Here is a 23,195-nt window from a genome sequence, read left to right on the forward strand (position 1 = left end):
TTATTCCTTGATAGCTGTCATCACAGTCATTGGCCAGTTAAGTGCCCACCCTTGCGGTGTGCGTCGTATGCCGAGTAGGCGCTCAGCATCATCTAAACTGTGTTTGTTGGAATACTCAGGCTTGTTTGAATGAAGTAGTGACAGAAAAACACCGATATCTTCTTTTCGCTCAAAATGCCACTGTAGTGCTAAATCTGTGAATTTAGGCTCACTCCACCCTGTCAGTTTGCACAAACTCTTGGCGTATGGTTTGCTCAAAAAGCTCACTTCGTGCCCTGTCGTGCATGAAATCGCCACATGCTCATCAAAGTAGTCCGATAGCTTAGTACCACTGAAGATGTCACAAATCACCAAGCGTGCACCAGGCTTGGCGAACTGTGCTAGATTGCTCAATACCGCTTCTTTACTTTTTACATGGTGAAACGCACCGCGTGACCAAATTGCGTCGAGTGCTACGCCTTCAGACAGAGAGATATCTTCAGCGGGTCTTTGCATTATGGTGATGTTTTCATTAGCTCGATCATAGATGGGTCTCAATTGGTCTGGAGAGGGGTCAACAACAAAAAGTCGTCCTTCTGGACCAATGGCGGTAGAAATGTCGAATGAGAAAAAGCCGCTTCCCGCTCCAATTTCTAGTATTGACTCACCACACTGAGGGGCTAGAAAATCAAACATCATTAAGGTGTCTTCTTTCCAACACTCGGGAAATTGATTCAAAGCCAACTTGTATGAACGAGATCGTTCTGTCGAGAACTCGACTTGATGTAACTCCATTTTATTTATTACTCCAACTAACCTAGCTACTGACGTTGTTATTTTATTTGTTTATGCAGTAGCCACTCTAATGAGCGCAGAGTCAGTTATCTTGTAAAAAATTGCTGTTGGTAGGTCGTTGGGTTGATTCCCATCGCGCTGACGAAGGTTTTGTGGAAATGGCTTTGATCATGAAAACCACAGGCTAGCGCAACGTCGATGGGCTTGTTGCCAGCTTTTAATAAGGATTTGGAATAGCTGATCCGCTGTTGAACTTGAAACTGGTGAGGGGTAACGCCTAAGTGACGTTTAAATTCATGAATTAAATGATATTTACTTACGCCAGTTAATTGCGCTAGTTCATCGAGAGCGACCTTTTTGGTGCAGTTATCAGCGAGGTAGTCACGGGCGATCATGATGTTGGACTTGGCATTGGAACCATCTGTAGTAGCAAGTCTCGATGAACCATATTGTAGGATCATTTTTACCAATAGCAGTTCTAGATGGCTCTCCACCTCTAGTTGTTCGCCGCCGTTGTTGATGGTTGAAAACAGCAGATGCATTTGCCGTTTTAACCGCTCATCAGAGATGGTGCTGTTACGAAACGTTGGCAGTCCATCTTTTGCATAAATCTCTTTGTAGATGTCGCGGACTTGCTGTTCACTTGGATAGATACCGCGATAACGCCATCCTTGTTCACACCCTTTGCTGCCAGTGTGGATTTCGTCTGGGCTAATGATACAAATATCGCCACTAATAGCATTATGAGTTGCACCTTTATGAAAGAATTGCTGAACGCCTGCATCAACCAGCGTAATCACAAATTCTCCATGTGCGTGTTTGCCAAATGTGGTATCGACAAATTGTGCGTTGATGACATCCATTCCATCGAATGCCTCAAAGCTCGCCAGATGACAGAATTCTTCTTTAGACATTAACTCAACGTTCCTTGTATGACTCCTTGTAAAAAATAGCGGTGTGCTCATATGCAACACCGCTATTTCTGTGGAGCCTATCACACAGTATTGGCGCTTTCCCGTAGGTGTCGCGTTTTTTGTGCACCTTGTTGCAATGTCGGTATTACTCTATTTAGGTTGTTTGGCGAGTACTTCGTCAATATCTGCTGCACTATGGCGCTCAGCTAACGTTTCCCACTCTTCCCCCCAGACACGGTTTACAATACGGCCACGCTTCACTGCTGGACGCTCAGCAATCTCTTTTGCCCAGCGGATTAGGTTAGGGTAGCTTTCGACATCTAGGAACTCAGCCGCATCGTACTGGTTGTTGATCACTAGATTTCCATACCATGGCCACGTCGCGATATCAGCGATAGTGTATTCGTCACCCGCAAGGAACTGATTCTCAGCCAATCGAGCATCAAGAAGGTGAAGTTGGCGCTTGGTTTCCATCGTAAAGCGATTGATTGGGTACTCGAACTTTTCCGGCGCATAAGCGTAAAAGTGACCGAAACCACCCCCTAGGTAGGGTGCCGAACCTTGTAGCCAGAATAGCCAGTTCATTGCTTCTACACGAGTTTCTGCTTTCTTAGGTAACAGAGCATCAAACTTTTCAGCGAGATAAAGAAGAATGTTTCCCGATTCAAAGACGCGAACAGGTTCACTACCTGAGCGGTCAAGCAATGCAGGAATCTTTGAGTTTGGGTTTACCGCAACGAAACCAGAGCCAAACTGGTCTCCATCACCGATCTTAATGGTGTAGGCGTCATATTCAGCATCCGCTTTACCAAGAGCAAGAAGCTCTTCAAGCATGATGGTAACCTTTTGACCATTTGGCGTAGCTAACGAATAGAGTTGAAGAGCATGTTCGCCAGCGGGTAGGGTTTGTTCGTGTCTTGCGCCAGAATCAGGGCGATTGATGCTGGCCCATTGACCACCACTTTCGCTATCGTGAGTCCATACTTTTGGTGGGATATATTCAGTACTCATGCTTCTTTCTCTCCATAATTGTTATAGGAAACATTCGTTTGTATCGAGAGAAAATCCTAGCGTGATTAAGGTAAGTCCGCAATAACAGTTAGGGAAGCTTAATCTATATCTTATGCTTTCTTAATCTTTTGCTAATACAAAAAAAAGCGGGCATAAAGCCCGCTAAACGTCATTAAACGTAAGGTCAAATTCCGTATTACAATCCGAAGAGGCATCTCCTCTTCAAGGGTTAATAGCATCTAGGGGTAGTTCAACCTAAGTAGACTGTGACCATCATACTCAAGCATAGGTACCGATGCTTGTATGTCATTATGCAGACCTTGACTGTTTTTCGCTATAACTGAAAAATGCAGTCATTTGCAGTGCTAAAGTCCTTAAAAGCCACAGAATACCAACCAGATCACAGGAACCGTGTAACAAAATATTATGGTTTAAATCTTTACTATGGGGCTGTTATATTTACCCAATAAATACATAAATCCTCTGTGGAGCCGACAGTTATGAATCCGCTACCCAGTGATGGATACATTTGCTATTTGGTGACGGAACACCTAAAAAAAATTAGTCTCAGAAGCCTCAACGACGAAGCTCTCATTGTTCAATTTCTTTGTACTCCAGTACGTAGAGAGGTGCTCTGAACAATGTGAGTGCACGCAGTATCAAATCAGCCAAGCTCTACTGGCTGATACCTCCAAAGTCAACAAAGCGGTTCGTGAGCTAGAATCGAGTGGTTTGATCAATGCGGTAAAGACCAAAGAAAATGGTCGCGTTAAAAAGATGCTCAGTGTTACCGAGCAAGGTCGATCCTTGATTCGATTACATAGAACGAAAACTGATGACATCGCGACGCGATATGTGGCGGAAGTTAGAGATAAAGTCAGTGTGGACGAGCTATTTGATGCCCATGCTAAGACGATGGCGGCGTTTTATGATGCCTTGAAGCTGTACAAAAGCGACAAGTAAAATAAACAAAAAACCAGAGGGGCGCTAGCGCCCCTCTTTCGTTAGGTTTAAACAAGTCGCTAAGTTTAAACAAGCGCCTCAATATCGCTGTTGGTGTCGACTTCTTGTTTAGCCTCAAACATCTCTGCGGAAACGAGTACTACACCATCTTCAGTTACCGTGTAACGTTTTTTGTCTTCCTCAAGATCGTAACCAATGACTGTACCATCAGGTATGATGCACTCTTCACCAACGATGACTTTCTTAAGCTTGCAGCTTCTGCCAACAATTGAGCGCGGTAAAAGGATACTATCTTGTACTTCGGCGAAGTCTTCTACTCGTACATCGGAAGAGACCAGACTGTGGTTGACCTGGCCGCCAGAAATAATCGCACCAGCACACAGCACTGAGTCTACTGCAAACCCTCTGCGGTTTGGATCGTTGAATAAGAATTTCACTCCAGGTCTTTGAACCTGATTGGTCATAATTGGCCAGCTAGTGTCATACAGATCCAACTCTGGCGTCGGAGCCAACAGATCCATAGTCGCGGCGTAATACTCGTCAACATGACCAACATCGCGCCAGTAACCATTGCCACCTGGGTGACCTCGCTCGGTAAACACATAGCCTTTTAGATTGCTACGGCCAATTAGACTTGGAATGATGTTATGACCAAAATCGTGTTTGTAGTCTGGGTTTTCTAACGCCTGACGAAGCTCAGCATCCAAAACATCGACATTGAAAATGTAGATACCCATCGAGATTAACGCCTTGCTGTCATCGTTAGGCATTGGAGTAGGGTTCTTTGGTTTCTCAACGAAATTGATGATATCGCCCTGTTCGTTTAGACCCATCACACCAAATTCTGAGGCTTGTTCGATGGGTTTTTGGATGCAGGCAACTGTCACGTCAGCACCGCTCTCAACGTGGAAGTTGATCATTCGCGAGTAATCCATCTTGTAGATGTGGTCCCCGCCCAAAATCAAAATACGCTCAGTGGCCGTTTGGCGCTTGATCAAATCAAGGTTTTGGTAGATGGCATCTGCCGTACCGCGATACCAGTTTTCACCGATACGCTGTTGAGCAGGAATGATGTGTACGCCTTCGCCCAATGCAGAATAAGACGACTGCCAGCCTGACTGAATGTGGCTGATCAGGTCTTGAGCCATATATTGGGTCAGGACACCGACCTTGCGGATACCTGAGTTGATGCAGTTAGAGAGTGCGAAGTCGATGATTTTAAACTTACCACCAAACGAGACCGCAGGTTTTGCGATCGTCGAGGTAAGCTCTTTAAGCCTAGTGCCTTTCCCTCCCGCTAGAATCATAGCGGTTGTGTTTCTTAGACGAGCGTTACTAGAAATATGGGAATATTGGTTTTCCTTCGGCATTGTATAACTCCTTATATAACAAGCACAAAAGACGTTTTCGGGGGAGTGTGAGTAACGCTACCCTTCTTTGGGGTAGCTTAATTTGTAACTAGAACACTCGATGACGTCGATAAAAAATTCCCCTCTATAAGAGCAGAACTTTCGTATGCAATCCATACCATAAAATGTAAAGTTTTATCAAAAATACATAATTTCAACCTCTTATCACAGTTAGCTTCGCAACGTATGAAACGAAGGAGAAATTTCGTACAGACCCTTACGGTCATATTGATTGATTTTTACTAATATAAGCACGCTATATGTGTTTTGTTACATGATGGTGACAAATAAAACCTCAGGGATATTCGATATGATTTTTTCTCATCGCCTTCACACTCCAACCGTGAAGTTGTTTTTACTCGTCACACTGGCCTTGATTCAAGTTGCTTCGTTTAGTGCACATGCACACATAGAGACACCAGATAATCAGGCAACACTTTGGTTTGAAAAGTCAGATCTGCTGCTTGATGAGAAACTGCATGTCAAAGCTTTGGGCAATGGTATGAGGGTGATTGTTATTGCTAACGATAAGCCTAAAAAGGCCGTGTCGATTCGTATGCGTGTTGCGGCGGGCTCCTTGCAAGAACCGGGGCAAGAAGAACCGGGTTTAGCGCACTTTCTCGAGCATATGGCATTTAACGGTTCGACGAATGTGCCCGAGGGAGAAATGGTTCAAATCCTTGAAAGACATGGCTTGTCATTTGGTAAAGATACCAATGCTGAAACCGACTTTAAGCAAACGGTATACATGCTAGAACTACCGAAAAATGATGTTGAAACGTTAAAAACATCGCTATTTATCATGAGAGAAACCGCGTCGGAACTGACACTTGATAAAGAGGCTATTGAGCGAGAACTGCCAGTTATCTCTTCGGAAGTTCGTGAGAGGACGACGCTCGATCTTAACATGCTTTACGACTGGTCTAGCTTTGTTTTACGAGACGGTAATATCATCGAGCGGATCCCTCTAGGAACACTTAACGGGATGAAAATGGTGGACAAGCAGCGCTTGACAGACTTTTATCGCCATTACTACACGCCAGAAAATACAACGCTAATCATTGCAGGCGATGTCGATGTTCAAAAAACCTTTGCCATGGTTGAAAAGCAGTTCGGAGATTGGCGGGTAAAAGGCAAGCAGCCAGAGGCGTATAGCAAACAAGTCACTCTGCCAAGTCAGCCTGAAGCGAGGGTATTTCTTGATGTTAACGCTAGAACTACGGTGGAATTGAACTTTCTCGAGCCAATAAATCGCGAATCAGACTCAAAGTCAAAACGCTCCCAAGAACTCACTTTGTATATTGCTAATCAAGCACTTCAGTATCGACTTGAAACCCAGTCTTATGCCAGTGAAGGCAAGTTACTGTCGCCTTATGTCGGCTCTTACAATCAGTTCGATGTCATTGCCATTAATCAATTGAGCATGACAACCCCTCTGGGTCTGTGGCGAGAAGGACTTCAGGTACTAGACAAAGGTCTTCGTCAAGCGGCTCAATATGGGTTTACCGAGCAGGAGATAAAGCGACAGCTCGACAAATACCATAATCTGCTCAAATTAGACGCTGAGGCGAAAGACGATACTTACAGTGCCGATTATGCCGAGAGGCTTGTAAGTGACGTCAACAATAGTATGGTCACGACCAGTCGGGCATTTGATTTGTCTCTGTTCGAGCAAGATGTGATGTCACAAGATATTGAGGTATTTAATCGCGCTTTTCAGCAGCACTGGCAAGGAAAAGCACCGCGAATTTACGTAACCGAACGACCTTCTACTGGACAGGCGAAGTCTGCAACGAGTCAGGATGTTCTTGAAACTTATCAAATAGCGAGCGCTAAACAAGTGTCTCCTTACATTCCTCAGAAACAAGCTGAGTTTGTATATCAGAGCTTTGGCAAAGAAGGGACGGCTGCAAAGCTGGAAACAACGAATTTTGGCGGCGTGACTCGTTATAGGTTTGAAAACGGCGTCTACCTTAACGTAAAACCAACCGACTATGAGTCAAATGCGGTTTACATCAGCGTTCGTGCTGGTAAAGGCAAGCTCGGGCTCACCCCAGAGGAGGGCGCATTCGCGACACTTTTTGATGCCGGCTTTGTTGCTGGTGGATTAGAGGCTCACGATATCAATGACCTGAGATCGATATTTTCGGGTCGACAGATTAATGCCAACATTTATCTGACAGACGATGCGATAGAGAGTCAATATCGTGTGCCACCTCAAGATGTGCTTGATCAGTTAAGAGTGACGGCAGCGTTTCTCACCCACCCCGGATATAGAGCAAGTGGTCACGCTTTCGCGATTGAGCACCTAAAGTCAATTTATGATTCTTACCCAACGACGCCAGAGAGAGTTCTAGGCTTCAATAGTGGTGAGCTAATGTATCAGGGTGACCCCCGCTGGGTTTATCCAAGTATTGAATCGGTTGAAGCGCTTCCCTTGACGATGTTGCAACCTTTTGTCGAGCGTTCGATTAATAAGGGGCCAGTGGAGGTTTCGCTGATGGGGAACATCAGTGAGCAGCAGGCTGTCGATTACGTAGCTCAAACTTTTGGAGCATTAGATATAAAGGCACAAACCTTTATAGACAGGCCTGTGACGGAGATTAAGTTACAACCGAATAAGTCGTACACTTATTACCATCACGGAGAGCCTAATACCGCCCTGGCATCGGGCTATTTTACTTTACCTGACGGTTCCAATTATAGAGATGTCGTTGGTTTTGCGATCTTAAGATCTATCCTGCAAATTCGAGTCAACGATGCGATCAGAGAGTCAACCGGTAAAGCTTACTCTCCTTGGGTGGATTCTTCTCAGTCACTTCTCTACAAAGACTATGGTTACCTCAACTTAAACAGTAATACCACGATTGAAAATGTAGATGTTGTGCTCAATATCTACAAACAGCTGGTTAAAGATCTTCAAGAGAAGGGAGTGACTCAGGATGAGCTGGTCCGTGCGGTCACACCCATGACTGACCGCGTAGAGCAAAGTTATGAGAGCAATGGCTTTTTGGTTTGGTCTTATGGCACAAGCATCAAGCTATCCAGAGAACTTAGCCAATGAAGCAAATTTTGAAGCCTATGCTCGTCAGGTGAGCGTGGAAGATATTCAAAAACTAGCAAATCGCATTGATGTCTCATCAATGATTGAAGTGAGAGTACTTCCGAGAACAAAGTAATAAAAAATCTAATGCAAGTGTTGACAGGTTATTTTCGGAAGCATATATTATTTACATGAACTGCCTATTGGAGTTCTTGAGCAGTTAGCTTTGCCTTACTAGGGAAGCAATAACCGCTCGTTATTTGAAGCCGTTTGGCGAGACTAAATGAGCTTCAACCCTGTTAACACTTGGAACATATGTCTAAATGCGGCACCTGAGCGCGCGGAGAGTATGTGTCCAGTCTCGATGTAATCGCATGCTTGTGATCACGTTGAGAACTATTGCTTATTATGAGGATAGTATTATGCGTAATGTAGACTTTTCACCCCTATACCGTCATGCCATTGGTTTCGATCGTCTGTTTAACCTAGCGGAAAACAGTGCGAAGAAGCCGTCATCTAATGGATACCCTCCATACAACATCGAGCAGAAAGACGAAAACAACTATCGCATCACGATGGCTGTTGCTGGCTTCGCTGAAGATGCATTAACCCTGACTCAAAACGAGAACATGCTGATCGTGTCTGGTGAGGTTAAACCTTCGAAACATAAGCCAAACTACGTCTATCAAGGCATCGCCGAGCGCAATTTCGAGCGCAAATTCCAGCTTGCAGATTATGTCACAGTGAAAGCAGCAAGTATGGAAAATGGTTTACTACACGTCGATTTAGTCCGTGAAGTGCCAGAAGCAATGCAGCCACGTAAGATTTCGATCAGCAAATAATAAGTCTGTTGAGAGGCACAGTCGTTAGAGTCGAAAACGGGCAAACCATTTAATTTGCTAGTGATAACCCTCAACGAGATAACAGCGCCTGATTGAATGTGCAATCAACGTAAACTGCGAGCCTAAGCTGCTCCTTTGGTGCGCAGAAATAAACTATAGAATTAAGACTTTGCATTAGAATAAATAATGCGAAGCGGAGAGGTAATATTATGGGAAAAATTATTGGTATTGATTTAGGTACAACAAACTCATGCGTCGCGGTTCTCGATGGCGACAAACCACGTGTGATTGAAAACGCAGAAGGTGAACGTACCACCGCATCCGTTATTGCTTACACCGATGGTGAGACTTTGGTCGGTCAACCGGCGAAACGTCAGGCAGTGACTAATCCAGAGAATACACTGTTCGCTATCAAGCGTTTGATCGGCCGTCGCTTTGAAGACGAAGAAGTTCAACGTGATATCGAAATCATGCCTTACAACATCGTCAAGGCAGACAACGGTGACGCTTGGGTAGAAGCCAAAGGCCAAAAAATGGCCGCGCCACAGGTTTCGGCTGAAGTACTGAAGAAAATAAAGAAAACAGCGGAAGATTTCCTTGGTGAAGAAGTTACCGGGGCAGTCATTACGGTGCCGGCTTACTTCAACGACGCACAGCGACAAGCAACGAAAGACGCAGGTCGCATCGCGGGTTTAGAAGTTAAGCGAATCATTAACGAACCAACGGCTGCGGCCCTTGCTTACGGTTTAGACAAAAAAGGCGGCGACCGCACAATTGCTGTTTACGACTTAGGTGGTGGTACTTTCGATATCTCTATTATCGAGATAGATGAAGTCGAAGGCGAACAGACCTTTGAAGTACTAGCAACCAATGGTGATACACACCTAGGTGGTGAAGACTTCGATAACCGCTTGATTAATTACTTAGTGGAAGAGTTCAAAAAGAGCAAGGCATCGACCTTAAGAAGGATGCTCTAGCGATGCAGCGTGTTAAAGAGGCGGCAGAGAAAGCGAAGATTGAACTTTCTGCTACTTCTCAAACCGATGTTAACTTGCCTTACGTGACAGCCGATGCAACGGGACCTAAGCACCTAAACGTGAAAGTGACCAGAGCTAAACTCGAATCCTTGGTTGAAGATCTTGTACTTCGTTCGATTGAACCGCTTAAGACCGCGCTTAACGATGCTGAACTGTCAGCAAGTGATATCACAGACGTTATCCTAGTTGGTGGTCAAACGCGTATGCCAATGGTGCAAGCGAAAGTTGCAGAGTTCTTTGGTAAAGAAGCACGCCGTGATGTCAACCCAGATGAAGCTGTCGCCATGGGTGCCGCGGTTCAAGGGGGCGTTCTCGCGGGTGACGTGAAAGATGTCCTTCTGCTTGATGTGACCCCGCTATCACTGGGTATTGAAACTATGGGTGGCGTGATGACTAAGCTTGTCGAGAAGAACACCACGATTCCAACTAAAGCGAATCAGGTATTCTCTACTGCAGAGGACAACCAGAGCGCAGTAACGATTCATGTTGTACAAGGTGAGCGTAAGCAAGCGATGTACAACAAGTCACTTGGTCAGTTCAACCTTGAAGGTATTCAACCAGCACCACGCGGAATGCCACAGATTGAAGTGACATTCGATATTGATGCGAACGGTATCCTCAACGTATCTGCGAAAGATAAGTCTACTGGTAAAGAGCAAAAGATCACGATCCAAGCATCAGGCGGTTTGAGTGATGCTGACATCGAAAAAATGGTTCAAGAAGCAGAAGCAAACAAGGAAGCGGATAAAAAGTTTGAAGAGTTAGCGACAGCTAGGAATCAAGCGGATCAGATGATTCACTCCACGCGCAAGCAGGTGGAGGAAGCAGGTGATGAGCTCCCAGCAGACGTGAAAAATGAGATCGAAACGGCCATATCTGAGCTAGAAGATGCACGCAAGGGCGAGGATAAGGTTGCGATTGATGACAAGATTCAGGCTCTGGTAACCGCAGCGCAGAAGCTAATGGAGATTGCTCAGCAAAAAGCGCAAGCCCAAAGCAACAACGCTCAATCTAAATCAGGCGCTGATGACGATGTCGTCGAAGCAGATTTTGAAGAAGTGAAATAACGCCTCTGGTAAGCCGTGAAAACGGTGTAATAAACAGTTGAGTTATGTTCATAAATACATAAACTTATCGGTATTCAGGGCGTAAGAGGGAAACTCATACGCCCTTTTTTCCGTTTGAGTAAGAGATTGAGTGAGGTTTTAGCATGTCAAAAAGAGATTATTACAGCGTGCTAGGTGTCTCCAAGGGAGCCTCAGAAAAGGATATTAAGAAAGCCTACAAAAAGTTGGCGATGAAATATCACCCAGACAAAAACCCAGGTGACACCGCAGCAGAAGCAAACTTTAAGGAAGTTAAAGAGGCCTACGAGGTACTCACTGATACTGAAAAAAGACGTCAGTATGATCAGTTTGGCCATGCTGCATTTGAAGGTGGCGGTTTTGGCGGCCACGGCGGTCATGGTGGCGGTGGATTCGAGGATATCTTTGGCGACGCATTCCGCCAGCGTGGTGGTGGCTTTGGTGGCGGCGGCTTCGGTGGTGGTTTTGGAGGTTTTGAGGATATCTTCTCCCAAGCGCGTGGTGGTCATGGCCGAGCAAGAGCTCAGAAAGGCAGAGATCAAGAGTTTACTCTAACGGTCGACTTTGTTGATGCGATTCAAGGCGCTGAAAAAGTGGTTGAACTGCCGATTAACGGCGAGAGCAAAAAGATCAATGTGAAGATCCCTGCAGGGATTAAAGATGGCGAGAAAATTCGCTTCTCGGGCAAAGGCGGTGCGGGCATTAATGGTGGTCCAGCGGGCGACCTTCTCCTGTCTATCGCGACGCGCAGTCATGCTTTTTTAGAGCGTGATGGTAACGATCTAATCTGCAACACCAAAGTTGATATGGTGACGGCTGCTCTGGGCGGCGAGGCTGAAGTGAATGTGCTCGATAGCCGCTTTAAGCTAAAGATTCCAGCGGGCACACAATCTGGTCGAAAATTTAAAATGACTGGGAAGGGTGTGACAGACCGTAAGGGGCAAACGGGTGATTTGCTTGTTAAGATTCAAGTGGAAACCCCGACTAACCTGACTGACAGACAAAGAGACTTGCTTGAGCAGTTCAAATTGACGATTGGCTAGACACGCCAGCATTACATACTATCAGCAGCCACCTAGTGTGGCTGCTTGTCGTTTTAATCAAGTATCGCTGGTACACTAGTGAAGTTAGGTAATGTGTACATTTTTGCTGATGAACTATTCTTACTTTTACCCGTAAGAACAATCTCACTAAAAGGAGGCAGAAATGAGCATGGTTTTCAAAGCATTGATACTCGGTTTATTGTTTGGTTTATTCGCCAAAGAAGCCCTCGCAAGCAATTGTCCCTCCTTGTTGGATTCTACCCAACGCAAACTCAACTCTAACGATTCCGTAAGTCTGTGCGATGCCTATCAGGGAAAAGTGTTACTTGTCGTCAATACTGCTAGCCAATGTGGATTCACTGGTCAGTTTAAGGAGCTTGAAGCGCTTCACAACGAGTTTAAAGACCAAGGCTTCAGTGTGGTTGGCTTTCCTTCAAACGATTTTAATCAAGACAGGGGAAGCGAAGAAAACACGGCAAAAGTGTGTTACCTAGATTACGGCGTCACCTTTCCTATGATGGCGCGTAGCTCAATCAAGGGAGACAATGCTAACCCAGTTTTTGCTGAGATGGCAAAGCAGAGTGGCGTGACGCCGAAGTGGAATTTTTATAAGTATCTTGTCGGCCGTGACGGTAACGTCGTCGGTGTTTTCTCGACAGGAACCTCGCCAACAGACGCTAAGATTACGTCAATGATCAAAGGTCAGTTATAAGCCAAGGCGACTCGATTGACCCCAGTTCTGGCGTTAGCTAAAGTATTGCTATCACATCATATTTTAACTTCCAGCCATGAATATCGAACACCTTAAACTGTTTGTCCGGCTTGCTGCCACCAACAACATCAGCCTTGCAGGGCAAGAGTTGGGTCTTTCTCCTGCTGTGTCGAGCGCGCATATAAGTAAGCTTGAGCAGGCGCTCGGCGTGCGTTTAGTACATCGAACCACGAGAAAGGTGTCGTTGACCGAAGAGGGCGTAGCTTTCCTACCTCATGCTGAAGAAGTGCTTTCGACGGTGGAAACCGCAAGGGCCTCAGTCGGCGTGGGCAGTACAACGCCTTCCGGCACACTGAGAGTAACGGCGCCAGCGTCATTTGGTCGTTTGCATATTGTTCCTGCTTTGAAGGGCTTCTTAACTCAATACCCCGAGCTAACGATTGATTTTCGTTTTAGCGACAATATCGTTGATTTGGTTGAGGGAGGATTTGACGTAGCGATACGCGATGCAGAGCTTAAAGATTCAACCTTGATCGCTCGAAAACTGGCGACAGATAGACGTATTGTTTGCGCTTCACCAGAGTATTTATCAAAGTTTGGAACACCAGAGACTCCCAGCGAGCTATCAAACCATCAATGTGTGCAATTAGTGGGTTTAGAGAGCTGGACCTTTGTGACCTCTCAGGGAAAAGAGACAATTAAGACCAAGGGTGTACTGCGAACTGACAATGGTGACGCCATGAGGGATGCTTGTATCGATGGATTAGGGCTTGCTATCAACTCGACATGGAGTGTGTATAAACAGCTTAAAGAGGGCACTTTAGTACAGGTACTAGAAGATTACCCCTTGGACTCAGATGTGGCGATTTGGGTGGTTTATCCAAGCTCACGATTACTTGCACCTAAGGTAAGAGCATTTATCGATTACTTTACTGAGTTTTACGGCAGCCCACCGTATTGGGAATGTTAATACGTATTGAGAATGGTAGAAAAAGCAAGGGCAACTCGTTTGAGTTGCCTTTATTGTTAATCATAGTCCCAAATATTAGTGGTCTAGATACAAGTAGTTTTGCCAACTCTTCATTCTGATAAGAACTTTGCGCATGATGGACACGTGCGTGAAGCTATCTGAGTAGACGGCAATTTCGGCATTGGAACCCGTAGGTAGTACGTATTCACTCATATCATCCTCGATAATCAACTTCACCATAGCTCTACCAGAGGTATTGAAGGTTTGCGTAGTACGCAGCGTGCCGCTAGCACTGATTTGCCCTTCTGGAATCGTCGGCAACACTTCAACGACTTTTCCTTTGAATACTTTACCTGGCAGTGCTCGGAACAAGAATTCCGCTTCGAAACCTGACTCTAGGCGCTGTAGTGAGTTTTGTCTAAATGCACCTACATAAAAGTCTTGCTCAGTGTGGATAAAGGTCATGAGTGGTGCAAGTGGAAGAGGCACTGCCATCATACCGGGTCTTAACGCAAGCTGGGTAACGTAGCCATCTGTTGGCGCAACTACAACCGTTTCTCTTAGATTAAACTCAGCTTGAATCAGCTGTGCTTTTAGCTGAGCGACCATCGTATTCTCGCCAAAGATCTCTGACTCGAAAGCGAGTCGCGAGCTTTCTTCTTGCGCTTGTGCTGCCTCTAAAGCGGCTTGATTTGCCTTAAAGGTTTGTAAGCGAGTGTCGACTTGTTGCTCGGTAAAAGCGCCTTTTTTAAAGCCTTGTTGGTAACGATTATACTCACGTTCCGCCTTGTCACGTTCAGCTTGCGCCTTGATGGTTTGTGACTGAGCGGCTTTATAGGCACTTTCTAACTCAAGAACATCCTGCTCTGCATCAGCGAGTGCAGCTTTTGCACGAATAACTTCTGCTTCAAACGGAATAGGATCAATTTTGAATAGGACATCACCTTTGCGCAGTTGCTGGTTTGCCTCTACGTCAACCGACACCACTTTGCCTCGAACACTTGATACGATAGGGGTGGTCGTGTAGAACTGCCCGCCGATTTGGCTAAATGGGTGGTTGTAGTTCATCAGCAGGATTAGAGTGCCGACAAGTACCACGCCACCAAGTACAGCCGTTGGAACGGTCCATTTATTCAGAGGGATCTTAAAGATCTTAAAAATGGCGATACAAAGCGCGGCATAGGTTAAAATAAGTAATAAATCCATGGCTTACTTCTCCTCGGACTGCGGCTGTGATTGAGTTTGTGCAGCGGCTTTTTCTTGTGCTTGCTTGCCTTTGAGGTAGCCCACCTCTTGCTCGAGTGAGCTAACTTGATCAATCAGTTTTTCTAGGCGGTGGTGAAGGTCGTGTTGTTCCTCTTCGAGCTTATGGAAGCCCCAACCTCTTTCATTGCGCCATAACGTGGCCCAAATCCACAGAAACGGCCAGATGGCATGGAGCGTAAATAAGCTTACCCAACCTGCGACATGTATGGCATCCTGATGAGGGTGGTCGCGCTCTTTGGCGATCTCATAGGGAATATCGTGGATAACGATAATTCCATAAAACAGTACCAGGGCAACAAACACGAGTAGCCCTAAAGCAAAATAGTCCAGAAACATAATGCATCCTTGCTCAACAACATTTACAAAAAGCGCAACGAATCGACGCTAGTTAAGTATTTGTTATAATTATGTATTGTGCAATAGCAATCTGATAAATATTCGAGGTTTTAGTGACATTTCTTGGGGAGCTCGCCGCGATAGGCGCTGCGGTCGTATGGGCCGTCGCGACATGGATCTACAGTCAATTTAGCCATCAGTTCTCTGCAATGCAGCTTAATATTATTAAAGGCGTATTAGCATCGACCATGATGCTGTTAGTGATGCCCTTTATACCAATGCCAGCGGTAGAGTTGAAATCAAGTTACGTTTTGATTCTCGGTATATCTGGCGTGATCGGGATTGCCATCGGGGACAGTGCCTACTTTGCGTCTCTAAAACGCATCGGTGCAGGGAAAACATTGCTACTAGAATCCCTTGCTCCGCCACTGTCTGGTGTCCTGGCATTGATGTTTTTAGGTACTGCTCTTGGGTTTCAAAGTTGGTTAGGTGTCGTTATTACAACCGTCGCGGTTACCGCGGTTGTGTTCCAGCCAAATGGTGATGGAAACGAAAAAACCAGCCTTTCTGGGATCGGGTTTGGATTGGTGGCGAGCGTTTGCCAAGCGACGGGGGTGGTTATCTCTCACTTTGCGCTAGTCCACGGGGATTTGCCACCGCTTCTCGGGGCCTTTATCCGTCTGACTATTGGTGTGGCCGTTGTTGCTTGTCTTGTTCCATTGCTCGAGAAAAAGCCTTACCGCTCGATGATTCAGCAAGGGCGCACTATGAAAGCGGTGAGTTGGTATTGGCTAATCGCCGCTATCTTTGTTGGAACTTTCCTTGCGTTGTGGCTGCAACAAATTGCGCTCAAGCATGCGAATCCGGCCGTGGCGCAGACCCTTATTGCAACCAGTCCATTGTTCATTTTGATTATCTACGCAGTGCGAGGAGAGCAAATCTCTCGACGTAGTGTTGTCGGTACTCTGTGTGCGTTATTGGGAATTTCTTTGTTCTTTTTGTAAAGCGACAAACTAGCTACTCAAGTAGACAGCGAAGCGTCATCGGAGCGTCGGTGACGCCAAGCCTCTGAGCAGCCGTCAATCCTTGCTTATCTTGATAACATAAGTTGTGCCAAGCTCGGAAGATATCCAGAAGGGGATGTATTCCAGCAGGTCTTAGCTTTCTTCTGGGCTCATTAACGAAGCTCTCAAACAATAGCTGGAATCTATCCTGATAGAAACTGACTTGCAGGGTGTTTGCAGTTTGTAGCCAGTATGAGACATTAGGGTTGCTACCAGCTAGGTAGCAAACGCCTTTGCTTGCTCCCGTGCTCTGATGAGTGACTGCCCAGCGATCTCTCCACCACCCCATTAACACCACATCCACAAGCTCGGAAGTTTCACCATCTTGCCATTGGTCGTCTTGCTCTACATACATGAGTTCGACATGATTACTTTGAATCTGCTTTAAGAAAACGCTGAGCGCAGCAGAACGAAGTACAGGATCTTGGGGCATGTAGAGAGTAATACGTTTATTGCCGTCTGAGTTTTCCTCGAACAGTGACTCTAGAATCAGCAAATAGTGTGCATAGGAAGTATAAGGTGCGCGAATGAGCGACCCCACCGCAGGGTAGGAAAAACGCGCGTAATTCCCCAAAGGATCCTCAACATTGCTTCTTGCCAGAATGTTTTGATAGGTGAGGTCAATGCGTGCCTTTAAATCGGACGCTGATGCTGAAATCTCATGGTTGGTTTCTGCGCTATAGCTTTTCGGAACAATCTGAGCATTTACAGCGTATGCGTCATGATCTTCTAACGCGTCTGTGGCATTACTTGCAGAATAGTTCGTGTGCTGGCAAAGCACATACCCCGATTTAGCATCACAGGTAGCAAACCAAAAAACACCATTGTTACTTTGTGGTTGCAGTGCACGGTAATGCGATGCAAGTTCAAAAGTATCGGCATGTTTTATCCAGCGACCGTCAATATCCGCGAGTTTACGCCGGCAACGACTCGCGATTTGATCAATGTGATCGTAGAAAGTCTTTGGATTAATATCTAACTTACGACAAATCTCACGAACGGAATATCCGGTGAAAAGCAGCCCTAAAAGCGACTCTTGAAAGCTCAGTTTCTTGTTACTTCCAGACCATTTATCAACAAAGGTACCTGACAAGCTTTGCAGCGGTAGCGTTGACGATCACCACTAAAACCAAACGAGTGGTAACGATCTTTGTGGGTATGAACAGAGAGCCCAAAATGTTCGCATTGAGGGTCTTTGCATGAAGGAGTCCTTCATGATGATGAAGTTTCAACCGCTTAAGCTCATTGAGAACTTCTTGGTTGTTAAGTAGGGGGGGAAACGCGCCACACTCGCGGCATACCATCGCTGGCCGTTTAGGGTTACTGTGCTGCAGGATATAGAGGTTTGCATCACTTAGTCCAAAATTGTCACACGCCAATGTTTTACAAAAATTGAGCTGTAACCCTTCTGCGGCCATCGGCAGTCTGCCTTCTGACACGTTCACCCCCTATGGTTTGTTTCGTACCGCGGATTCAACTCAGTGATTATCTCGCAGTACGCTTTATCGTTATCCAGTTAGAAAAAAGCCAGCTCATTTCAGGCTAAGAGCTGGCATTTTCTGATTACAGGTTAATCGCTGTTTCTAGCGCGACGACCATCATATCGTTGAATGATTTTTGACGATCTTCAGAGCTTAGTTTTTCACCACGAATGATGTGGTCAGAAACAGTAAGTACGGTCAGTGCTTTTGCACCTAGGTCAGCAGCAACGCCGTAGATGCCTGCGGCTTCCATATCAACACCAAGAATACCTAGATGCTTCATTTTGTCGAAGATATCAGCTTCTGGAGTGTAGAACAGGTCTGCAGAGAAAATGTTACCCACTTTTACTGGTACTTCTTGAAGGCGAGCTTGCTTAACCGCTTCTTCTAGTAAGCCAAAGTCTGCGATGGCTGCGAAATCGTGATCGTTGAAGCGAATGCGGTTCACTTTAGAATCAGTAGAAGCACCCATACCGATTACAACGTCCATTAGGTTTACATCGTCACGCACAGCGCCACAACTACCCACGCGAATAACGTTTTTTACACCGTAGTCTTTGATCAACTCATGAACGTAAATGCAGCATGACGGGATACCCATACCGTGACCCATAACGGACACGCGTTGACCTTTATAAGTACCGGTGTAACCGAACATGTTACGAACATCGCACACCTTCTCAACGTCTTCTAGGAAGGTTTCAGCGATGTATTGAGCACGAAGTGGGTCGCCTGGCATTAGGACAGTTTCTGCGAAATCACCTGGTTTTGCATTGATATGTGGGGTTGCCATGGAGTCACTCCTAAAGTTTTAACTAATATTGTTGAACGTGTCGTTCGTTGTTGTGGGTGATTCTAGCGCTTGGTGTAAGGGTTCTATGAGAGTTTAGTCACAGTTTTATCTGTAAGGAGAAGATAATGACATGATGATAACTAAATGTGTTGAAAGCGGTAGGGCAATCGATTTTTCTGCAACTAACAGCGATGGCGAGTTATTTCTCATCTCGATGTGAACCAATCGCTTCCCCTCTCCATATAATTGTACAAAACAATTTTTTGTATCACATTCCAAAGTAGTCTAATAATTATACATAGATATTTTTTGTACAACGTTAGCAAGAGCGATAAGAATAGGGAGATGGCAATGGGTGACAAAATTAAAGTGGGTATCAGTTCCTGTCTTTTAGGTGAAAAGGTTCGATTTGATTCAGGTCATAAGCAAAGCACGTACGTAAACAAAGAACTTCGTGACTATTTTGACTTTGTATCCGTGTGCCCGGAGGTGGGAATGGGACTGTCTGTTCCACGTCCTACGATTCGATTAATGAGTGAGGAAGAGCGCATTATTCTAGTTGAAACAAAAGACGCTTCGAAAGACTACACCGATGGCATGATGCAATTCACCCGAGGTAAGGTCGATGAACTCAAAGACACCGAGATGTGCGGCTACATCGTGTGCGCGAAATCGCCAAGTTGCGGTATGGAGCGTGTGAAGGTCTATTCAAATGGTCACGCATCAACCGATGGCGTTGGCTTGTATACAAAACACTTGATGGAGACTATGCCTTGGCTGCCAGTAGAAGAAGATGGCAGGCTAAATGACCCTATATTGAAAGAAAACTTTATATCGCGCGTATACGGCCTGAATGACTTCTACAAATCAATGGAGGGGGAACCAACTGCAGGTAAAATCGTTGCGTTTCACTCACGATACAAGCTGACACTTATGGCGCATGACCCTGCCTCTTACAAGGAGTTAGGTAGATTGGTGGCGAATCAAGCCGATTATAGCCCTGAAGAGTTTTATCAAGCTTACCGCCTCGGATTGATGGAGGGTCTTAAGAATCGTGCAAGCCGTAAAAACGTAACCAACGTTCTTATGCACATCCAAGGCTACTTCAAACGCTCGCTCACCAAAGCTGAAAAAGCAGAGCTTGCGACGGTAATAGACGACTATCGTACGGGCATACTTCCTGTTCTTGCTCCACTTACGCTGCTGAAACACTACCTCAATGCGTATCCAGATGAATACTTGGCGCAGCAGCAGTTTTTGCAACCACACCCAGAGGAGATGCGTCTAAGGTATGGCTTGTAATGAAACTTTATATGCGATCCGAGAAGTCGCCGATTTAACGGGTGTAAAGCCCGTCACCTTGCGAGCGTGGCAGCGCAGATATAACTTGATTCAGCCTCAGCGTACCGAAAAAGGTCATAGGCTCTACACGCCGGAGGACGTTGAGCGTATCAATACCATACAAGGTTGGCTCAGCAAGGGCGTTTCTATAGGCAAGGTCAAATCGTTGCTCGACTCTGACACACTCTTTCGAGCCAATATTGAGACTGAGCAGTTAGAAGAAGTGTCTGAGATGTTGGATGCGTTAAGCCACTTGAATGGAAACAAGGTAGACAAGATTTTGACTGTCGTATTGAAAGAGTACCCTCTTGAAATAGTTGAGAGCAAATTCGTGGTCCCAGTGCTTAACGCTGCAGAGTTTTTGAAAGTGGGGCCAAAAGCCATACAGCTATCTCTGTTCCGCACGTCTCTTGTTCAGAAACTTGCAGTGATGTCGACGTTAGATTCCAAGCGCAAAAAGCCCGAGTCTGTTCTGTTTGTCAGTATGGACGTAGCAGGAAACCCCTTTGCTTGGCTCAATTACGCCAAGCTTGCAGAACAGGGGGGCAGTGTTACCTTTCTGGATGGTGTCGAAGATTTATCGGTACTTCAGTCCGATCCTGCGAGCTTTGGTTCGGTTCAGTTGTTCGCAGAAAAGTCTTTGTCTGAAAAGCAGCTTGAATCGATTCGCATTCAAAGAGAAAAAGGTGGCGTCGTGTGGAAGCTGTCACCTGTAATAGAACATCTATTAGAAGATAAAGAGAGTATTGAAACATGAGATTGGTGTTGTTTAACCGTGACCTAAGGGCGATTGATAACACTGCCCTCATTGAAGCGATAGATGGAACCACGCCTGTTATTGGCTGTTATATGGTTACTCCTAAACAATGGGAGCAACATGATCTGTCTCCAATACAAGCTGATCTCATCTACCGACGACTCGGCGAATTAGAGTCCGAGCTCAGCGATATTAATGTCCCACTTATTTACGGGTGCAGTGATAACTTCAGTTCTGCGAATGATTGGTTGATTAGCTACTGTCTCAAACAAAGCGTTACCGATATCTATTTGAACAGCGATTATGAGTTTAATGAAGTTCAGCGTGCAACCTCTTTATCCCAGGTAGCATCGACTCACAATATTTCAGTTCACACCTTTTCAGACAAATGTATGCTGGCGCCTGGAACAGTTCTGAATAAGCAAGGTGGCTACTTCAAAGTCTTTACGCCTTTTCGAAAAGCTTGGCAGAACCAATTCTCTTATGCCGAGGTGAGAAAGCCGAAGGTGTCCGCCGAGGTGTCATTGCCTCAAGAGGGGCGTGCCTCATTAGATGACGTGTTTGATTACCCGCGACAAGACAGCAGCCAATGGTTGGTATCGACCAAGGACATATTGGCACGATTAAGGCAGTTTTCTGATGAATCGGCTCGTTACTACAATACCGAGCATGACATTCCCTCGATAGACGGTACAAGTCAACTCAGTCCTTATTTGGCTATCGGGGCGTTATCTGTCAGACAATGTATCGCGCGGCTTTACTACGATGCGGGTAACGAACCGTTATCCGAAGGTGCTCAAGTGTGGTTGAGCGAACTCATTTGGCGTGAGTTTTACCAACACCTAACCCATTTTGAACCTAAGTTAAGCAAACATCATGGATACTTAGATTGGGAAAGGGCATTGAGGTGGCCTGGTGAGGATTCGTGGTTTGAGCGTTGGTGCGAAGGAAAGACGGGATACCCTATCGTTGATGCCGCCATGCAGCAACTGAACCAAACTGGTTGGATGCACAATAGGTTAAGAATGATTGTGGCGAGCTTTTTGACCAAAGACCTCAACATCGACTGGCGCCGCGGAGAAAGATATTTTATGAGTAAGCTTGTCGATGGCGACTTTGCGGCTAACAACGGCGGGTGGCAGTGGTGCGCATCAACTGGGTGCGATGGTCAGCCTTATTTTCGAATCTTCAACCCGATTACTCAGGGAGAGCGTTTTGACTCCCAAGGTGAGTTTATTCGCACCTGGCTCCCAGAGCTTCGTGGCGTTCCTAACAAATTTATCCACAAGCCGTGGACTTGGTCAGAGTTTGCTTCTTTAGCCTATCCAGAGCCAATAGTTGATCATAAGACGCAAAGAGAGATAACCTTAGCACTATACAAAGAAGCGAAGGACCAATTTTGATGTTACGTAAGACCTTGTTAGCAGCATGCTTAGGACTCTCTCAATGGGTGAGCGCCGCGACATTTGAGCTACCTACTGATGGAAGTAACATGGTGGGCACTCTCCAGTACCACAGTGTTGAAGCAGGCGAAACAATGTCAGACATTGCCAAGCAATACGATGTTGGCTTTTTGTCTTTGATGGCAGCAAATAAAGGCGTAGACCCGTTCTTACCAAAAGAAGGGTATGTCTTGACCATCCCGAGCCAAGCAATTCTGCCAGAGGTTGAGTACAAGGGGATCGTTATTAACCTTGCTGAGCTTCGTTTGTATTACTTTGAGCCAGAGAAAAACCTGGTACACATTTTTCCTGTGGGCATCGGTCGTATTGGACAAGATACGCCAGAGATGACCACGAAAATAAGTCAGTTAAGGGAAAATCCGACTTGGACGCCTCCCGCGTCAATTCGCAAGGATTACTTAGCAAAAGGGGTTGAACTGCCCGATGTTGTCCCTGCTGGACCTGACAACCCTCTAGGCGATTACGCCATGCGATTGGCTTATGGTACGGGCTCTTATCTTATCCATGGAACAAACAAAGACTTTGGTATTGGTCTGAGGGTGAGTGCGGGTTGTATTCGAATGGACCCTAAAGATATTGACTGGCTGTTCCATCAGGCAAATATCGGAATGCAAGTGCGCATTATCGATGAACCGATCAAAGTAGCTCTAGAACCTGATCGCAGTGTATTTATCGAGGCACACGAGCCGCTTACGCGAAGCGATGGCAGCAAAAAAGACATGGAGATCCCTCAGGAGCTGACTTGGTGGTTGGAAGAGTATGGCATCCGTGATCAAATCGCACGTGCTGCTGTGCTCGCTCAAAATGGGGTGCCAGTAGAGGTGGTTCCGGCGATGGATGACCTTGAATAGAGTGTTTTAACAGATATAAAAAAACGCCCACGTTATCGTG

The 23,195-nt window shown here is 45.8% G+C and carries 18 protein-coding genes and 2 pseudogenes; 12 read left to right on the forward strand and 8 right to left on the reverse strand.

Going from position 1 to position 23,195, the window contains the following annotated elements; all coding sequences use genetic code 11:
* The 3 genes from AC6I8Y_RS24705 to yghU all read right to left on the reverse strand — a co-directional run bounded on the left by AC6I8Y_RS24705 (position 1) and on the right by yghU (position 2,699).
* Positions 1 to 774: a class I SAM-dependent methyltransferase gene (locus AC6I8Y_RS24705; RefSeq protein WP_394150131.1), complete on the reverse strand. Its 774-nt coding sequence runs from the start codon at positions 772 to 774 to the stop codon at positions 1 to 3.
* Between the two features lie 86 nt (positions 775 to 860).
* A complete protein-coding gene (locus AC6I8Y_RS24710; RefSeq protein WP_394150132.1) occupies positions 861 to 1,688 on the reverse strand; it encodes an AraC family transcriptional regulator in 828 nt (275 codons plus the stop codon).
* A gap of 150 nt (positions 1,689 to 1,838) precedes the next feature.
* A complete protein-coding gene (yghU, locus tag AC6I8Y_RS24715) occupies positions 1,839 to 2,699 on the reverse strand; it encodes a glutathione-dependent disulfide-bond oxidoreductase (protein WP_394150134.1) in 861 nt (286 codons plus the stop codon).
* A gap of 594 nt (positions 2,700 to 3,293) precedes the next feature.
* Here yghU and AC6I8Y_RS24720 point away from each other — a divergent pair.
* On the forward strand, positions 3,294 to 3,662 hold the full coding sequence (locus AC6I8Y_RS24720; RefSeq protein ID WP_498022132.1) for a winged helix DNA-binding protein: 369 nt from the start codon (positions 3,294 to 3,296) through the stop codon (positions 3,660 to 3,662).
* A 65-nt stretch (positions 3,663 to 3,727) separates the two neighbouring features.
* On the opposite strand, the gene glgC is transcribed toward AC6I8Y_RS24720, so the two are convergent.
* A complete protein-coding gene (gene glgC, locus AC6I8Y_RS24725; RefSeq protein ID WP_394150137.1) occupies positions 3,728 to 5,032 on the reverse strand; it encodes a glucose-1-phosphate adenylyltransferase in 1,305 nt (434 codons plus the stop codon).
* Positions 5,033 to 5,381: 349 nt separating this feature from the next.
* Here glgC and AC6I8Y_RS24730 point away from each other — a divergent pair, with 349 nt between their 5' ends.
* The 6 genes and pseudogenes from AC6I8Y_RS24730 (at position 5,382) to AC6I8Y_RS24755 (ending at position 13,803) form a co-directional block, all read left to right on the forward strand.
* Positions 5,382 to 8,135, forward strand: a complete 2,754-nt coding sequence (locus tag AC6I8Y_RS24730) for a M16 family metallopeptidase (protein ID WP_498022133.1) — start codon at positions 5,382 to 5,384, stop codon at positions 8,133 to 8,135.
* 401 nt (positions 8,136 to 8,536) lie between these two features.
* Positions 8,537 to 8,956 carry an Hsp20 family protein gene (locus AC6I8Y_RS24735; RefSeq protein WP_498022134.1) on the forward strand — a complete coding sequence of 140 codons (420 nt, stop codon included), beginning with the start codon at positions 8,537 to 8,539 and terminating at the stop codon, positions 8,954 to 8,956.
* Between the two features lie 209 nt (positions 8,957 to 9,165).
* A pseudogene (dnaK, locus tag AC6I8Y_RS24740) lies at positions 9,166 to 11,060 on the forward strand (molecular chaperone DnaK).
* A gap of 143 nt (positions 11,061 to 11,203) precedes the next feature.
* A complete protein-coding gene (locus AC6I8Y_RS24745) occupies positions 11,204 to 12,121 on the forward strand; it encodes a DnaJ C-terminal domain-containing protein (RefSeq protein ID WP_498018630.1) in 918 nt (305 codons plus the stop codon).
* Positions 12,122 to 12,284: 163 nt separating this feature from the next.
* Positions 12,285 to 12,833: a glutathione peroxidase gene (locus tag AC6I8Y_RS24750; protein ID WP_128649026.1), complete on the forward strand. Its 549-nt coding sequence runs from the start codon at positions 12,285 to 12,287 to the stop codon at positions 12,831 to 12,833.
* Positions 12,834 to 12,909: 76 nt separating this feature from the next.
* A complete protein-coding gene (locus AC6I8Y_RS24755) occupies positions 12,910 to 13,803 on the forward strand; it encodes a LysR family transcriptional regulator (protein WP_498022135.1) in 894 nt (297 codons plus the stop codon).
* Between the two features lie 75 nt (positions 13,804 to 13,878).
* On the opposite strand, the gene AC6I8Y_RS24760 is transcribed toward AC6I8Y_RS24755, so the two are convergent.
* Positions 13,879 to 15,009, reverse strand: coding sequence for an HlyD family secretion protein (locus AC6I8Y_RS24760; protein WP_498022136.1), 1,131 nt, complete (start codon positions 15,007 to 15,009; stop codon positions 13,879 to 13,881).
* Positions 15,010 to 15,012: 3 nt separating this feature from the next.
* Complete coding sequence (locus AC6I8Y_RS24765; RefSeq protein WP_498022138.1) at positions 15,013 to 15,405, reverse strand: DUF3302 domain-containing protein; 393 nt, start codon at positions 15,403 to 15,405, stop codon at positions 15,013 to 15,015.
* 113 nt (positions 15,406 to 15,518) lie between these two features.
* Between AC6I8Y_RS24765 and AC6I8Y_RS24770 the strand changes: the two genes are divergently transcribed.
* Positions 15,519 to 16,409 carry a DMT family transporter gene (locus AC6I8Y_RS24770; RefSeq protein WP_498022140.1) on the forward strand — a complete coding sequence of 297 codons (891 nt, stop codon included), beginning with the start codon at positions 15,519 to 15,521 and terminating at the stop codon, positions 16,407 to 16,409.
* 13 nt (positions 16,410 to 16,422) lie between these two features.
* Here AC6I8Y_RS24770 and AC6I8Y_RS24775 read toward each other — a convergent pair.
* Both AC6I8Y_RS24775 and deoD read right to left on the reverse strand, forming a co-directional pair.
* A pseudogene (locus AC6I8Y_RS24775) lies at positions 16,423 to 17,908 on the reverse strand (transposase).
* A 124-nt stretch (positions 17,909 to 18,032) separates the two neighbouring features.
* Positions 18,033 to 18,743 carry a purine-nucleoside phosphorylase gene (gene deoD, locus AC6I8Y_RS24780; protein ID WP_128649023.1) on the reverse strand — a complete coding sequence of 237 codons (711 nt, stop codon included), beginning with the start codon at positions 18,741 to 18,743 and terminating at the stop codon, positions 18,033 to 18,035.
* 351 nt (positions 18,744 to 19,094) lie between these two features.
* On the opposite strand from deoD, the gene AC6I8Y_RS24785 reads away from it, so the two are divergent.
* The 4 genes from AC6I8Y_RS24785 to AC6I8Y_RS24800 are packed head-to-tail and all read left to right on the forward strand — an operon-like array spanning position 19,095 to position 23,155.
* Positions 19,095 to 20,045: a YbgA family protein gene (locus tag AC6I8Y_RS24785; protein ID WP_498022142.1), complete on the forward strand. Its 951-nt coding sequence runs from the start codon at positions 19,095 to 19,097 to the stop codon at positions 20,043 to 20,045.
* Complete coding sequence (locus AC6I8Y_RS24790; protein ID WP_498022144.1) at positions 20,035 to 20,841, forward strand: MerR family transcriptional regulator; 807 nt, start codon at positions 20,035 to 20,037, stop codon at positions 20,839 to 20,841. The genes AC6I8Y_RS24785 and AC6I8Y_RS24790 overlap by 11 nt, the downstream gene beginning before the upstream one ends.
* Complete coding sequence (gene phrB / locus AC6I8Y_RS24795) at positions 20,838 to 22,244, forward strand: deoxyribodipyrimidine photo-lyase (RefSeq protein WP_498022146.1); 1,407 nt, start codon at positions 20,838 to 20,840, stop codon at positions 22,242 to 22,244. The genes AC6I8Y_RS24790 and phrB overlap by 4 nt, the downstream gene beginning before the upstream one ends.
* A complete protein-coding gene (locus AC6I8Y_RS24800) occupies positions 22,244 to 23,155 on the forward strand; it encodes a L,D-transpeptidase family protein (RefSeq protein WP_234497247.1) in 912 nt (303 codons plus the stop codon). The genes phrB and AC6I8Y_RS24800 overlap by 1 nt, the downstream gene beginning before the upstream one ends.
* The last annotated feature ends 40 nt before the right edge of the window (positions 23,156 to 23,195 follow it).

This window comes from Vibrio sp. KUL78 (assembly GCF_059725505.1).

What these genes read in the sequence shown, in the direction of transcription:
- AC6I8Y_RS24705 (WP_394150131.1), bottom strand. Translation starts at nt 774, where the DNA reads ATGGAGTTACATCAAGTCGAGTTCTCGACAGAACGATCTCGTTCATAC.
- AC6I8Y_RS24710 (WP_394150132.1), bottom strand. Translation starts at nt 1,688, where the DNA reads ATGTCTAAAGAAGAATTCTGTCATCTGGCGAGCTTTGAGGCATTCGAT.
- yghU (WP_394150134.1), bottom strand. Translation starts at nt 2,699, where the DNA reads ATGAGTACTGAATATATCCCACCAAAAGTATGGACTCACGATAGCGAA.
- glgC (WP_394150137.1), bottom strand. Translation starts at nt 5,032, where the DNA reads ATGCCGAAGGAAAACCAATATTCCCATATTTCTAGTAACGCTCGTCTA.
- AC6I8Y_RS24730 (WP_498022133.1), top strand. Translation starts at nt 5,382, where the DNA reads ATGATTTTTTCTCATCGCCTTCACACTCCAACCGTGAAGTTGTTTTTA.
- AC6I8Y_RS24735 (WP_498022134.1), top strand. Translation starts at nt 8,537, where the DNA reads ATGCGTAATGTAGACTTTTCACCCCTATACCGTCATGCCATTGGTTTC.
- AC6I8Y_RS24745 (WP_498018630.1), top strand. Translation starts at nt 11,204, where the DNA reads ATGTCAAAAAGAGATTATTACAGCGTGCTAGGTGTCTCCAAGGGAGCC.
- AC6I8Y_RS24750 (WP_128649026.1), top strand. Translation starts at nt 12,285, where the DNA reads ATGAGCATGGTTTTCAAAGCATTGATACTCGGTTTATTGTTTGGTTTA.
- AC6I8Y_RS24755 (WP_498022135.1), top strand. Translation starts at nt 12,910, where the DNA reads ATGAATATCGAACACCTTAAACTGTTTGTCCGGCTTGCTGCCACCAAC.
- AC6I8Y_RS24760 (WP_498022136.1), bottom strand. Translation starts at nt 15,009, where the DNA reads ATGGATTTATTACTTATTTTAACCTATGCCGCGCTTTGTATCGCCATT.
- AC6I8Y_RS24765 (WP_498022138.1), bottom strand. Translation starts at nt 15,405, where the DNA reads ATGTTTCTGGACTATTTTGCTTTAGGGCTACTCGTGTTTGTTGCCCTG.
- deoD (WP_128649023.1), bottom strand. Translation starts at nt 18,743, where the DNA reads ATGGCAACCCCACATATCAATGCAAAACCAGGTGATTTCGCAGAAACT.
- AC6I8Y_RS24785 (WP_498022142.1), top strand. Translation starts at nt 19,095, where the DNA reads ATGGGTGACAAAATTAAAGTGGGTATCAGTTCCTGTCTTTTAGGTGAA.
- AC6I8Y_RS24790 (WP_498022144.1), top strand. Translation starts at nt 20,035, where the DNA reads ATGGCTTGTAATGAAACTTTATATGCGATCCGAGAAGTCGCCGATTTA.
- phrB (WP_498022146.1), top strand. Translation starts at nt 20,838, where the DNA reads ATGAGATTGGTGTTGTTTAACCGTGACCTAAGGGCGATTGATAACACT.
- AC6I8Y_RS24800 (WP_234497247.1), top strand. Translation starts at nt 22,244, where the DNA reads ATGTTACGTAAGACCTTGTTAGCAGCATGCTTAGGACTCTCTCAATGG.